11 protein-coding genes are annotated in these 14,048 nt (G+C 62.7%); 8 read left to right on the top strand and 3 right to left on the bottom strand.

The window, feature by feature from the left end:
* Positions 1-386: 386 nt before the first annotated feature.
* Positions 387-3,293: a hypothetical protein gene (locus AC3ANU_RS13220; protein ID WP_488314661.1), complete on the bottom strand. Its 2,907-nt coding sequence runs from the start codon at positions 3,291-3,293 to the stop codon at positions 387-389.
* A gap of 1,328 nt (positions 3,294-4,621) precedes the next feature.
* Here AC3ANU_RS13220 and AC3ANU_RS13215 point away from each other — a divergent pair.
* Positions 4,622-5,905, top strand: coding sequence for a DUF2254 domain-containing protein (locus tag AC3ANU_RS13215; RefSeq protein ID WP_081620236.1), 1,284 nt, complete (start codon positions 4,622-4,624; stop codon positions 5,903-5,905).
* Positions 5,906-6,270: 365 nt separating this feature from the next.
* Here AC3ANU_RS13215 and AC3ANU_RS13210 read toward each other — a convergent pair whose 3' ends face one another.
* Complete coding sequence (locus tag AC3ANU_RS13210; RefSeq protein WP_018771055.1) at positions 6,271-6,633, bottom strand: SOS response-associated peptidase; 363 nt, start codon at positions 6,631-6,633, stop codon at positions 6,271-6,273.
* Positions 6,634-7,317: 684 nt separating this feature from the next.
* Between AC3ANU_RS13210 and AC3ANU_RS13205 the strand changes: the two genes are divergently transcribed.
* A complete protein-coding gene (locus AC3ANU_RS13205) occupies positions 7,318-8,832 on the top strand; it encodes an MGDG synthase family glycosyltransferase (protein ID WP_488314660.1) in 1,515 nt (504 codons plus the stop codon).
* A gap of 226 nt (positions 8,833-9,058) precedes the next feature.
* On the opposite strand, the gene AC3ANU_RS13200 is transcribed toward AC3ANU_RS13205, so the two are convergent.
* Complete coding sequence (locus AC3ANU_RS13200; protein WP_018771053.1) at positions 9,059-9,274, bottom strand: death domain-containing protein; 216 nt, start codon at positions 9,272-9,274, stop codon at positions 9,059-9,061.
* 160 nt (positions 9,275-9,434) lie between these two features.
* On the opposite strand from AC3ANU_RS13200, the gene AC3ANU_RS13195 reads away from it, so the two are divergent.
* The 6 genes from AC3ANU_RS13195 (at position 9,435) to AC3ANU_RS13170 (ending at position 14,035) form a co-directional block, all read left to right on the top strand.
* Positions 9,435-9,569, top strand: coding sequence for a hypothetical protein (locus AC3ANU_RS13195; protein ID WP_488314659.1), 135 nt, complete (start codon positions 9,435-9,437; stop codon positions 9,567-9,569).
* Positions 9,570-9,631: 62 nt separating this feature from the next.
* A complete protein-coding gene (locus AC3ANU_RS13190; protein ID WP_478221806.1) occupies positions 9,632-11,773 on the top strand; it encodes an amylo-alpha-1,6-glucosidase in 2,142 nt (713 codons plus the stop codon).
* Between the two features lie 339 nt (positions 11,774-12,112).
* Positions 12,113-12,385 carry a hypothetical protein gene (locus AC3ANU_RS13185; protein WP_026266036.1) on the top strand — a complete coding sequence of 91 codons (273 nt, stop codon included), beginning with the start codon at positions 12,113-12,115 and terminating at the stop codon, positions 12,383-12,385.
* A 342-nt stretch (positions 12,386-12,727) separates the two neighbouring features.
* On the top strand, positions 12,728-13,015 hold the full coding sequence (locus AC3ANU_RS13180) for a hypothetical protein (protein WP_488314658.1): 288 nt from the start codon (positions 12,728-12,730) through the stop codon (positions 13,013-13,015).
* Positions 13,016-13,217: 202 nt separating this feature from the next.
* Complete coding sequence (locus AC3ANU_RS13175; RefSeq protein ID WP_018771032.1) at positions 13,218-13,469, top strand: SHOCT domain-containing protein; 252 nt, start codon at positions 13,218-13,220, stop codon at positions 13,467-13,469.
* Entirely contained in the window at positions 13,466-14,035 is a 570-nt protein-coding gene (locus AC3ANU_RS13170; protein ID WP_488314657.1) for a sulfocyanin-like copper-binding protein, read from the top strand. Before AC3ANU_RS13175 ends, AC3ANU_RS13170 begins: the two co-directional genes overlap by 4 nt.
* Positions 14,036-14,048: the final 13 nt, after the last annotated feature.

Here is a 14,048-nt window from a genome sequence, read left to right as displayed (position 1 = left end):
AAGGGTGTGGAAGTGCCCACACCCTAGGCTTCGGATTCGATTGTACCGGCGTTGGACTGGGCTGGAGCGGCGAGGTTCGGGGGGAGTGGCGGATCTTAGACCGTCGGGAGAAGACGTTTCCGGCGGTGAAAACCGGTCTGTTGACAATGTCAACACCCTTCGCCTCTGACTGTGTCGAACAGCCCTCGGACTGTTTCGGATTCCGCATTTTGTATAGAGTTCTCAGCGTCTGCAAGGCCCAGAATGTAGTTCGAGTCCCACTTCGGGCACAGTGATTCCGCAGGTCAAAGGCCATCTGTCTTTCATCCGTTGTTCCTAATACCGGGTATGTAATCGAGAGCCCAGGGCAATAAGAATCTCTGCACGGAGCCGAAGCCGGGGCGAAGTTACATCTCATCCGGCTTGTCCTTCGCGGCTTGGACTTTCAATCGGGAGCCGTCCGGTCTCAGGCGCCACCAGAACCACCCCATGACTCCAACAACCACGACCGCCATGGTTGTGCCGGCAGGCGCACGCCCTTCCTGGAACTCCCAATCCTTCAGTAGGCTCTCACGGGCGACAGCATAACTGCTTGTCTTGAAGTAGTTCCCGTGGGTAGCTACTAGCGCCTGATAGGAGTCAGGCTCAATCTCAAGGGCGGTGGCATCCAGTGCGTTCTTATCTGCAGTGTCGTTTGGATACGAGTAGACAGGGAAGCCGAGGTAGTCCGTTCGGCGCCATAAATTTTGCCAAACTCCTGGGCCGTCTGCTCCTCCACGCAGAAGCCCCACAAGATGGCCTTGAGGCGGATTCTGCGGCAGTAGGGGTGGTGGCGTGGGCAAAAAGCGGTCCTTCCATGGATCGCTTGCGAAGTAGCGTGGTCCCTTTACTCCTGGCGTTCCAAGGACAGCCGGTCCCCACAGGTCGGGGAAGAACCTCCCGAAGTATGGGCGGAGCTGAATCCCGAAAGTAAGCAGCCTGATCCTGGATAGGAGCTCCCTGGTCTTCTGCTCGGCGGCTTCCTTGGCGGCTGCGGTAGCCATATTTTCTCGCGCGTCGAGCTCCTTTTGTTGGACCGTGGCCGCGAGATGATACAGGGCGGCGATGCCTAGGACGGCTCCAAGACTGTGCGTAGCCAGGAGGATGCGACGCGCAGGCTGCACCTGATCGAGCACCTCCGGATCATCTACTTTTTTCTGGTCCGTGAGCCATTGGAGCATCCTGCTTGCCAGTTCGGGAACCGCGCGTTCGGAGTAACAAGCAGGACCAAAAGGATGGCCGGCCCTTGGCAGCCAAGCCACCAAGTCCCAGAGGAGCCCCAGCGGCCTGCCTGTTCCCACTGCCGCACTGGTAATCGCTGCGCCCACTATCAGGGCCCCTGCTGCTGTTAGTGCGCATGTGGTCACCCAGGTGCCGGCAGGTGCGAACGTTTCCCAAAGCCATTGTTGCTGCAGCCACTGGCGGCCTGGACCGTACTCATGGAGGATCGTCAATGCCAGAACCACGATGACGCCAAACATAGTTGCCAGGGCTGCGATCTCTACTACTCGCTCCCCGCGCTGAAGCAAGGCGCTTCTGCGACGGACAGCCAAAATCTCCGATGTATAGGGCTGTTCAACCTCAGCGATGTCAGGATTTGTGACTCCGTTACCACTCCATAGGCTGCTGAGCATTAGCGCGGCCACTAACAGTACGGCGGCCAGGACCAGGAGCACCATGACTCCACCAGCTGCCCAGTAGAGGAAGGGGATTTTGATTGCAGAGGCGTCGTCCTTCAGTAGGTTGCGGAAGAGCGGATGGTTGGTGTCCTGTTGCCAAAGGAGTCCGCCAGCCTGCAGCCAGTTGCCGATTCCGACGACGATTGCGCTGGAGTAGAAGGCAGCGAGCAGGAGGCTGAGGTACATCATCACGGCAGGAGCAAGACCGTGCCACGCTTCAGCCTTCCGGCCAAGTGGCCGCACCGGAGCCCTCTCTCCCTGTTTCATGAGGGAAGCCGCCACAGCGATCAAGCAGATTGCGCACACTCCATAGGCCGCGCTTACGGACATTGGTGCCCTATCCAAGCGGCTGACGATGATGAGGCCGCCGATGAAGCCGCAACACCATAACAGCGTTCCCCAGAAGACGGCGGCAGCCGGGCTCAGTCGCATGAAACACCCCGACGTCGCAAATATCGCCAGGAGGGCCACCAGCACGATCGGCACGATCTGGGCCACGGTAAAGGGGGCTGTTTCGTTCACAGTAGTAGCGCGGCAGACCACCACGACGGTCAAAAGATAGACGAGGAGACTCGCAAGGAGAAGAGCCACCGCCAAGGCCATTCGCGAGAACCTGACCTTGAAGGGTGCCCGCACGCTCTTTGATCCCCAAACCATGACAGATCCTGCTACAACTGCAAGCAAAAAGCAGGCAATAGCCGCAAAAGTTGTGGCGGCGGCAGCGTCGTCCTTCGAATTTGCCTTGAGGTCAGCAGCGAGCAGGAATGCGACGAGCAGGACAGTCGCGGCAATGTGCGCCACGCCCGTCGGCGAGTTGACCCTGCGAATCCAGAGCCGCGGTGCAGCGAGGACAGGTGCGTCCTTCAACATATTTCTCCGGGTCTTTGGCTTCTCCCCGGGTACTTTCAAATGACTCTGAACCCGTTTCTGATCGGTGAACCGGGTGCGGAAACGAACATCGCTGGACAGGCTAACGGCTGCCAAAAGTGTCACGGCGAGGATCGGAAAAATTGATACGGCGGCAAGGCGCTGACCCCGCTCCAGGTCGCGAAGACCATCGAACCAGTGCGGCAAGGCATCGCACATCTGGCGTTGCCCATTCTCAGTACGAAAGCACTGAACAGCGACAAAGTCCATGGCGGCCGTGGCCACGGCAGTGGCGAACAAGAGCGTCAACAGCAGACTGAAGAGACGCACGAGCGCCGCGCCTGTGCCTGGACCGACATCGCCTTCGCGACGGTTGTCAGCCTTTAGAACACGGGCCCAGTAGGCAGCGTTAGCAAGACCGAATGGTGCGATCAAAAACCACCCGATGTTATATAGTGCCCGGGCAGCCTTGCCTAGAAGTCCAGACGGCGCGAAGCGGTCCAGCTTGCCCCAGCTGTATGCCTCTATCCGTATTCGCGAATCTGGCGCCAACAATGCTTCCGCGGGCGGCTGCTTAGCTTTGTAGAAACCAGCTAGATTGTCGGCGAGTTTGATGCCGTCAGCGTCGGCTGGCACCACATCGCCCGGCTCGACCCCCAACATTTCATGAGGCGGAGTATTACGAACCCCATGGACGCGGAGTTCGAGAATTTCCAGCGCTGAGGACATGGCCCCTCCTTTGCGGCTTCCCCAGCTCGTGCCCGTCAGAGTACGACTGTCGAATGCAGAAGTCCAGAGTATGGAATATCAATGTAACCGAGGCGGCTATACAGGAGTCAGCGGCTTTCAGACCGGTACGCCATATCGACGACGGGACACCTCACCCCGGGCTTAGGCGTCGGGGCTGGCGCAGCGGACCCTGACAGCTTTGTTTCGCGAACCCATGCACGCCAACACCGTCGACGTCGGGGTGGCACGGACTTTTTTCTCGTCCATCTCTGGGGAAGATGCCGACGCGGACCCGGGATGATGGCGCCCACGATAGTTTCACTGAAGACAATCTATTTTCCCTCCCGTCCGAATTGAGTAAGCATTCTTACCAATGGGTGGCCAATCAGTGTCCTCGAGCTCCTTGAAGTGGCACAGCGCCTGGCCACGCCGTCGCGCTGCGGTGGCGACCCAGACCGCGCCCTTACGGTGATCGTTCCGGCCCTTCCTGGGTTTCCCTTCTCGCCCCAGCGACCAACTTTGGACGAGCAAACGCATTAAACTCTGGCACCACTTGATGACCGTCATCTCGGCCTCCAGCAGTACGCGGCGCATGGTGGTGATCTCGGCGCCGGAATCACCTCGCGGCTCGGGCAGGCGTATCGTGGCGCCGTCGCAGGTACCATCTCTTGGCGGTCGCTGCCCCGCTTCACATTGACGAGGCGACAGTTACCGATGAGGAGCGGGAGCATCTAGACAAGGTTCAGGCGCGGATCGCAGCCGAGGGCGCCTACCAGCATTAGCAGACCCTGCCCCTCACCCTCGCCCCAGCGCTGTCGCCCTCGGCCCGCACGACCTTGCAACCCCACCACGCAGCTGGGCGGAGCGGACGTACGACGTAAGGGGATACACGCTCATGCCCCGTGGAGGACACTTCGCGCCCCACGAAGAACCCAACTGCTCGCCAACGACATCGCCGCATCCCTACAAACCCTATGACTCCTGTGGTTATCTATGGCTGGGACTGGGAGCTTTTGGGGTAGCTCCCGAAAGCAGTAGCGGTAAAAAACCTAACTCGGGGAGCCCGCCCTGTTCCGTGCCGGACTTGGCGGTGTGCTGGTCGCACACGGGTGGCAGAAACACCTCGGGTGGTTCGGCGGTGGCGGTATTGAGGAGACCAGCAAGGGCATGGATGCCATGGGCTTCCGTCCTGCGAAGACCAGTGACCTCCGGTGGACCGGACTCAGCACTCAGCACAGCGCCCCTTGACGACCGAGGACCGTCGGCAGAGAGTGGCACATGTGAAGCGTGTGGCTCTTCGGGAGTATCTGGCGAGCGCACTGTGGGCGATGCCGACATGCGCCGTCGTGCTCGCGCTCATCGCGGGGGCGAGCCTTTCCGCTGTGCAGATCGACAAGAGGTCGCCTCTTGCTGTCCTCCTCTTCCAGGGGACATCCGATGACGCCCGGAACCTGCTCGTGAGCATCGCCAGCACGATGGTCACGGTCATCGCCCTCGTCCTGGGACTTACCGTGGTGGCCCTGCAGCTCGCGTCGACGCAGTTCAGCCCTCGGCTCCTGCGGAATTTCCTCCGCGACATCCCCAACCAGCTGACCCTGAGCGCCTTCGTCGCGACCTTCGCGTACAGCACGGCGGGGCTCTACACGGTGGGCATCGCAGGCGGCCAACGCATCGAGGAGTACCCCCGACTCGCCGTTAGCGGCGCGCTGATGCTGCTGTTCGTGAGCATGGTGATGCTCGTGTTCTTCGTCCACCATCTATCGCATTCGATCCAGGTGGACCAAGTCATGAAGGGCGTCGAGACGGCGACGCTGAAGGTGATCGAGCAGTCATACGTCCCCGGCGACCCTGGGATCCCCATGCCGGACGTGCCGCAGGGTGCCACCGCCCTGCCGGCACCGGCATCGGGATACGTCCAGGCCTTCCATGTCGGGCCATTCGTCGGTGCACTCGCGGAGCGGGGCCTGAAGGCACTGATGGTGCCCATGGTGGGCCGGCACGTGGTTGCCGGAGCACCCATCGCCTGGGTATGGGACGTCGCTGACGGCAGCGGGAGACCGTATGTGCCCGAGGCTTCCGCCCCGCTTCGGCGTGCACTAGCGCAGAGTGTACGCATCGGCTACGAACGGACCCTGGAGCAGGACGTCGCGTTCGGGATCCGACAGCTCGCGGACGTCGCGTCCAAGGCGCTCTCGCCAGCTATTAATGACCCATACACGGCGAACCAGGCGGTCGACCATCTGGGCACGATCCTCGCCGCGCTTACACTCAGGCAGCACGGCCCGCGAGCAGTGACAGACGCCCAAGGTACGGTCAGGCTCCACATCCCGGCCCGCGACTTCGCCTATCTCGTCGATCTGGCCCTCGGACAGGTTCGGCGTTACGGATCGAACGAACCCCGCGTCGTCAGGGCGTTGCTGCGGGTGTGCCGTGATCTCGCCTGGTTCGGAGACGCCGCGCACCGCGCCGTCGTTCGGCAGTATGTGCAGACCCTTATGAGCGACGTAACCCGGCTCGTGGCGCAGACAGCCGATCGCGACCCCCTGCTGGAGGAGGGCGCAGCGGTCCTTGACCTCTTCGACATGGCGGACGGCCCTCCGGGCACCTCTTAACTCCATCCTCCTCCCGCCGCAGAGACGGCCGGAGAGCGGAGGCAGCCAGTGGCCTGGTGCCACGCTATTTCAAGTTCAAACGCAGGAAGGTCAGAGGGCACGAAGAAGGCGCGCCCCGTTCGCTGAGCGCGCGCCCTTCCCGTATAGAACTGTTACTCCTTGAAGGCATCCTTGACCTTTCAATGCCGGCCAATTTCGCCATGCAAAAACAATTACATGGGACGCGAAGCCTGCCAGCCATAAGCCACATCGGGGCATGCGGGAACGGCATCGTGGTGCTCTACGCCTCGATCACCCGGCCCGCTCGAGATGCTCAGGTCCGTTGTTACGGACGCTGTTTACCCTCGTGCTGACAACCCGGGGTGTCAGGGTTGGCTCCGGCAGAGAGCCCAGCAGGTGCTCTGCCACTCAAAGTATCCGTCAGCCGGGAGGATTGCCCTTCGTTTGACCGCCGCTTTGCGGAAAGACGGCTTCTCCAGTTCACTGCGGGCATTGATCAGCTTTTTGCCGATCTTGATGTCTTTCGCCCAAGAGGGGACCAGACCCCAGTGGGCCACGAGCAGATGCCGCTCGATGGAACCCTCGTCCAGGCGCTCAGCCACGATATGCACGCTCTGTGTCGGCGCCACATTCCAGCTCGGAGGAGGCGGGTCACCTTCTACCTCTTTGGCATCAAAGTAGCTCAGAAGGTCGCCGGTGGCCTTGGACATCACGTATCTGCCGCACATGACGCCATTGTGCCTGAAGGCTGTAGTCAGTAGGCGTCGAAGCGAACCAACAATGTTTGTGCCACCTTTCAGAAGTGCATACGGGCTCTCCCTGGCCGTTCATGACCGAATCGTTCCGCCTGCTGCGGGCGTACCTGCCGTTCGGTGCGAGTGAATCCTGATTGGAGCAGTTAGGCCCCAACGGTTCTGTCCAGGGCCTAACTGATATTCGGATATGTCGCGCGTTGAACAGGTCAGGTAGCTGTTTCGCTTATTTGCCTATCGAAACGCCCAAAACGCCTGAGGCGCAGGTACATTGCAACGAAAGTAACGACACCCAAAACCGGCAAGAAGCCGACGCCACTGGGGTTAACGAGCAGCCAGGAAGTAGTCCACGCTTCGCGGTTATTTTTATGCCCGTGAAATTGCTTACTGGAGGGCACCTCACTTCGCCTATAGGTCAGCACCAGAAATAGCGACTTTTTGAGATTCACAGACACGTTCAGAAAGCACAAAGGAATCGCTCATGTTGTGGCAGACGTGAGAGGGCTAGGTCATGGACGGTGCTTCCAACACAACTCCTGCCGGAAAGCCTGAGGGGCCAAGGATTGCAGGGCCGTCAACAGGAGAACCAAGCCCACGCCGATCGAGTACTACTTGGGGTCAGGCGGTGGTGGGAAAAGCCGGGCCGGTTAGACTCGTTTCATGCGCAGAACCTCGGCACGAGGCCCCGACGCCGCTGGGAGCGAGCGCGTACTTATCCTGTCAGCAGGGGTAGGAGCGGGGCACAACAGCGCCGCGGCGGCGCTGCGGCAGGCGTGTGCCGCGCGCGCCGACATTGATGAGGTGCAGGTGCTCGACGTGCTGCAGGTGAGCAGCGTGCTCTACCGCTCACTGCTTGGCAAGGGTTACTTCGTCCTGGTCAAGGACTTGCCCTGGCTGGTCGAGTGGGGCTACGACATCAACGACCGTCCGTTCCGGCGCCGGGTCCCAGTTGATCCCTGGACACGGGTGAACGCTCTTCCGGTGATCGGTGCGATCAAGCGATTCCGGCCGACCGCAATCCTGTGCACGCACTTCCTGCCAGCCCAACTGCTGGCGTCGCTGCTCCTTCGCGGCGTGATTGACGCGCGGACCGCCGTCGTCATGACGGACTACGACTTCCAGGGCCTATGGCTTACGGGGGCGTTCCATGCGCTCTTCCTGGCCAGGGAAGAGGGCAGGGTGGAGCTGATAGCGCTGGGTTTGCCCCCCGACCGCGTCGCGGCCACGGGCATCCCGATCGCCAGCCAGCTGGATGTAGCGCCTGCGCGCGATGTAAACGAGCCCCCGATGCTGCTGATCTCGGCGGGCGCGACTGGCGGAGACTATGCCGTCTCGGTCGTGCGGCAGACGCTGCACATGCGCTCATCCTTCACGGCCACGGTTCTGTGCGGACGCAACGATGCCCTGCGGCAGCGTATCGAACAGCTAGTGGCGCCCGCTGGCGACCGCTACCGCGTGCTCGGCTTCACGGCGGAGATGCCCGAGTTGCTGCGCCGCGCCGACCTGTTTGTGGGCAAGCCGGGCGGTCTGGCGGCGGCGGAGTGCATGGCTGCAGGGCTGCCCATGGTGCTTGTGAACCCCATTCCGGGGCAGGAGGTTCGCAACGGGGATTACCTGATGGAGCAGGGGGCGGCGGTCCGTTGCAACACTCCCGCGACGATCGGTTGGAAGATCGACGAGCTGCTGCGGGAGCCGGGCCGCCTGCAGCGGATGCAGGCGGCGGCGCGGAGAACGGGCCGCCCTGACGCTGCGGCGGACGTGCTGACCGGGCTGTTGGACGGCCCGTCCCGTCCCCTCGTCGTGACACGCGCAGCGCAAAAGACAATCCTCGCCGAGAGCGAGCGGCGAGTCGTTTCGACCGATCTGACGGGACCTTCGTCGCTTGTCAGCATGATCGACTCGGCGGCGGGCAGCACGGTCGCGCTGCTGCGAGCCGAGGAGCTGGGAGATCTGCAGAAGTGGTACGCCACCCCGAACGGGGGTCTGCTACTGCGGCGCGGTCACGCGCTCAGGTCACTCAGATGGGAGGAGCGGTGGCTGCTCCGCGCCATTCTGCGCGGGGACAACGAGCTGCACGTCCGTGTCGAAGGGCCCTCGCCACCGTCTCGCATCCGCCCCTCCCGGTCGCCAGCAGCGGCAAAGAGCCAGGCAGTCGACCCCGAATCAAAAAGCTGAACAGCGAACAGCCGGCTTCGTTTCCGGCTGTGTCGGGTTGGTTCGGGATGGCCAGCACCGGTGCAAGGGCCGGGGGAGCGGGCACAACAAGACTTTGCTGATTGTGGTGGGAAACTTCCTCGGACGGCTACTTTCTTCGGCGCGGGAGATGGGGCACCTGTCTGTCCTGCCAAAGTTTGCTCCCATCCGGCGGGGACGAGCCGGTAGAAAGACTGAGGAGCAGCGCTTAGCGCTTCCCGTACTTGCGGTGGACGGCTTGTTTGCTTACGCCCAGGCACAGGGCAATGGCTTCCCAAGAAAGGCCGGCCTGCCGGGCCTTCCTGACCAGGGACGCTTCGGTGCGCCCAACCTCCTTCTGCAGCTCAGCGACCGCGCGCAACGCGTCAGCGGGGCCCTTGCCGTCCATTGATGCAACCAATGTCTTCATCCGGTCCACCTCCATGCGTCAACATTAGTTGACGGAAATCGCCAGCGTCAACATTTATTGACAATTCCTAAGGGCCTGCAGACGGGTGTGAAGTCAGCAGTCCTCCAATACTCACGGGACAGCCACATGCCCCAGCCTCACCAGGACCAGTCTGAAACGGCTGGGGCTCGTCCCCATGAACTCGCGTCCCGCCGGCGATGCCGTCCGGGGGAGTTCCACCCAGGTCTTCATGCGGTCGACGTCGCTCCAGTCCGTTGTCGAGGATGTGCGGGATGACGCCCTGCCACTCCTGCCGATGGCCCTTTCATGAGCCCTGGCGGCGGCGTATCGTCTATTCCGCCGGGAACGGTCGTAGCCGTCAGAGGAGCGGACATGGCTGGATGGAATGCGGACACAGCGGCGGGGCCGGTGGGGGCGGGAACTGTAACGCTGGTGGAAGGCTCATGTTTCTGCATCTCCGCTGCCAACGGCGACATCCATTCGGAACTTCCCCACGGTGTTTTCCACGAGGACACCCGGATCCTGTCCGGGTGGAGCATGACGGTGAACGGCCAGTCGCTTGAGCCGCTGGCCGCGGAAACGAAAGAACCCTACCGGGCACTGTTCATCGGCCGCGTTCCGCGCGGGGACGGATACGCGGACAGCCCTCTGATCGTGGAGCGCCTGCGGGAAGTCGCTGACGGCGTGATAGAGGAAATCACCATTCGCAACTACTCCGGAAACCCTGTGGAGTGCAGCGTCTCCGTTGGCGTCGATTCGGATTTCGCGGACCTGTTCGAGGTGAAGGAGGCGAGGGTCCAGCGGCGCTGGGAGGTCGTCCGTGGAGCCGACGGTGATTCCCTGATTATCAGCGCGGCATGGCAGGACCTGCGGAAGGCTGTCCTGGTGCGGGGACGCGGGGCCGTGGCCACCGCCGGCGCACTCACATACCAGGCGATGGTGCCCGCTTCCGGCCACTGGAGAACGCGGCTAAGCGTTGCACCGGCCGCGCAAAAGGACGTTTCACGCCCTGTCCGGCACGGCACCTCACAGAGTGACCGGCGGCACCAGGAATGGGTCGCGAAGATACCCAGGCTGCAGATGACCAACCGGTCCATCGAACGGACGCTGCGGCGCAGCTACGACGACCTCGGCGCACTTCGGATCGAGGACCCTGCGTATCCGGAGCGGATTGTGGTGGCCGCAGGAGCGCCATGGTTCATGACCCTTTTTGGGCGTGATTCGCTGTGGGCTTCAGAAATGGCCCTACCTGTGGATCCGTCACTGGCTCTTGGCACCCTGCAGACCCTGGCTGACCGCCAAGGCAAGGTGGTGGACCCGGTGAGTGAGGAGGAACCCGGGAAGATCCTCCACGAGGTACGGCTTGGGGTATCTTCCGGGCTGGCTCTGGGCGGAAAGTCGGTCTATTACGGCAGCGTGGACGCCACTCCGCAGTTCGTGATGACTTTGGCCTCCGTCAGCCGGTGGGGTTTCGCGAAGGAAACCATTGCGGCACTGTTGCCCAACGCGGACCGCGCACTGGACTGGGTTCGGAACTACGGCGATAAGGACGGCGACGGCTTCGTCGAGTACTGCCGCCTCAATGACCACGGCCTGCTAAACCAGGGGTGGAAGGACTCGTGGGACGGCATCAACTTCGCTGACGGCACCCTTGCCGAGCCGCCGATAGCCCTTTGCGAGGTGCAGGCGCTGGTGTACTCCGCGCTGCAGGCACGGGCGTGGATGGCGTACGACGGCGGCGACGCGGGTTTGGCCGCGCAGCTCACCGATGAGGCGGCGGCGCTGAAGAAGAGGTTCAACGAGGCGTTTTGGCTGCCGGAACGCGGCTACTTCGCGGTAGCGCTGGACGGCAGGAAACGCCCGGTGGATGCCTGCGCCTCAAACATGGGCCAGTGCCTGTGGCACGGCATCATTGATGATGACAAGGTGCCGATGGTGGCCGAGCGGCTGATGTCGCCTGAAATGTTCAGTGGATGGGGCGTGCGGACCCTTGCCACGAACATGGGCGCCTACAATCCGGCAAGCTACCACAACGGGTCTGTTTGGCCCCACGACAATGCCATTATCGCGGCGGGCCTGATGCGTTACGGCTTCGTGGAGGAGGCGCAACGGATCGCCACGGCCCTGCTTGAAGCGGCGGACTACTCCGACGGGCGGCTCCCGGAACTGTTCTGCGGTTTCAGCCGGGAACAGGTAACCGAACCGGTGCCGTACCCCACGGCCTGCTCACCCCAGGCGTGGGCGGCCACCACACCCATCATGCTGATCACCAGCCTGATGCGGTACGACGCCCACGTGTCGCGGGGCGGCTTCTGGATGGATCCTGCTCTGCCGGCATCGTACGGGGATCTGCACATTACCAATGCGCCCCTGGCCGGGGGCCGGATCACCATTGACATCACCCCCTCTGGCCCATCGGTGCAGGGCCTGCCGGAGGGCATCACTTTCCACCGCGAACACCGGCCGTGGCTGAGCGAGCTCATTTCGCAGGCCGGACTCGACGCCAAAAGCTAAGCGTCCAGCCGGCGTCGTCTTTCAAGCTCCGGTGTCAGCTCCAGCCGAGGCCCGGGCCCCAAATGATTCTTGGCACGCAGGTATCATCGGCGCAGGAGCCCTCCCACGCAGATGCCCGGGAAAGGCTGGGCCGGCGGCGGTTAGAGGGCAGCATCCTGTCTCAAAGCTGCCACGGCCGCCGGCCCTATCCCCATTCAAGGTCCTGCCCCCAACAAGCGGGTCCTTGACGTCCGTCAGTGACGCCCACCTCATTCTGGCTTAGAGGGAATACCAGTGCTGGTTTTGAGCTTGTTCCCAGTGAGGCGCCGACGGTTGGCTGCCTCGTTCGAAAGGACCCTCTTGCCCACTGCTTTCATTCCCTTCACTATGCGCGCCTCGGTCCGAGACGACCACCGGCGCACCTTCCGCACCGACATCGAGCGGATGACCGACGGACATCTCCGGTGGACGCCGCTGGACGTTATCAAGTCAACGAACACCCAGGCCCTGTTCCGCGGGGCTGCGCCGAAAGGCCCGCACACCGCGACCGATGCGAGCCTCGCCCAGTACCTTCAGGACCGCCTCATGGCCGAGAACATCCACCTGGATCTCAGCGTCCGCATCGATCGTTAGGCGCATCTGGGGAGCCTCGGACCATTGCTGGTCCGAGGCTTTGTTGTGCCCTTGATTCGACGGTGCCAAGACAGTCAGAATAGTTCTTTGGTCAGTTGTGCAGGGCTGCGGAGCCTGCTCCCACATGCCCAGTCCGTCGGGGCGAAACCGGGCTGGTCTCCATTTCCCGCAGCAACTCCACCGTAACCGCTTTGCCAGTGAAGAGGCGTGCCATGTATGGCGCGCTCCGTTCAGTGAGCGCGCCCTTCCCGTTGTGTTTGTCACTGCTTCGAGCGTCCGAAACAACCCTGCCTGCCCACCGTAACGGCGTGGAGGGTATCCACGGGCAGGAGCCCTTCCAGGGTGAACACCAGGCCCGGGCTTGGCCCCTACGGGCTGGGCCTGTGGGAGCAGGCGGACGGATGCTCGAAAGAGTCGCGGCACGAAGGAAGGGGCTCATTCTGGGGATACCGGACCATAGCAGTCAGCAGCGCTGACGGGCGCTACCAGGCGGCGATGACAGTCACAACGCCATCACTGCCCACCGAACTCGAAGGCCCGTCCACCGGGAACAGGCGTGACCTCCTGGACAGCCAGGTCGAGTCCTCCCTGAACGAGACCCTTGACCGGCTCTGCATGTCAGCCAGATGAGAAAGTGCCTGCTGTTCAAGGCTTGGTTTGAACACAGCACAGATGGACGATCCGGCGGAATGCGCCGTCGCGACGGGCGGGACGCCAGGGAATCCCGTGGTTTCGGGAAGGCCCGAAACCAGGTGACTAATGGCTCTGTTCGCCCGGCGGTGACCGCGCAAAGCTGGAATGAACGGCAGGGATTGAAGGGGCGGGTCCGGGGATGATGTACGGATGGTATGGCGACTGGGGTGTGGGCGGTTGGATTGTCATGGCCCTGATGATGCTGCTGTTCTGGGGTGGTGTGGTGACGGTCGTGATTCTTCTGGTCCGCGGCGGACGCCAGGGGCACGGGGGATACTATGGGTCTGCTCATGATGAGGCTGAGCGGATCCTGAATGAACGTTTCGCGCGGGGGGAAATCGACGCTACCGAGCTGAATGAACGCCGGGCTGCTCTCCGACGCAGGCCGTGAAGACACTCTCCCGCAGCACGCAGATCCTGATCGGGGCTATCGCGACAGTAATGCTGACCGCGTTGTCCATGACGGGGATCGCGCTGCTGGGCGGTGGCCCGAATCCGGGCGGAGCAGGGAATCCCGGCACCACCCGCTGTGCGGCGCCGAGTTTCGCGGGCACCGTCGTGAACGTCACTACCATCGATAGGGGCGGGCCCATGATGGCCGGTCCCAGGATGATGCGCGGCAGCATGCGCCTGACCGCGGACCGGGCCACCGTGGTCCACGGCAAAGTGTCCTTCCTGGTCGTCAACGCCGGCACCATTCCCCATGAAATGCTGGTCGTCCCCGTGGCGGGCACCCAGAGCGCAGGAACGCGCCCCGTGGGCCGGGACGGAAGAGCCGACGAGGCCGGCAGCCTGGGCGAGGCCTCCGCTGCCTGCGCCGAAGGTGAAGGAGAGGGGATCCTGCCGTCCACGAGCGGCTGGGTCACGCTTGACCTGCCGCCCGGGCGGTATGAACTGTTCTGTAATCTCCCGGGCCACTACTGGGCAGGGATGTACACGGAGCTCACCGTCACTTGAACCGGCCGGAGAA

Source organism: Arthrobacter sp. SDR-2R, assembly GCF_057747955.1.
The sequence above is the reverse complement of the archived record's forward strand: the minus strand, read 5'-3'. Positions and strand labels throughout refer to the sequence as shown.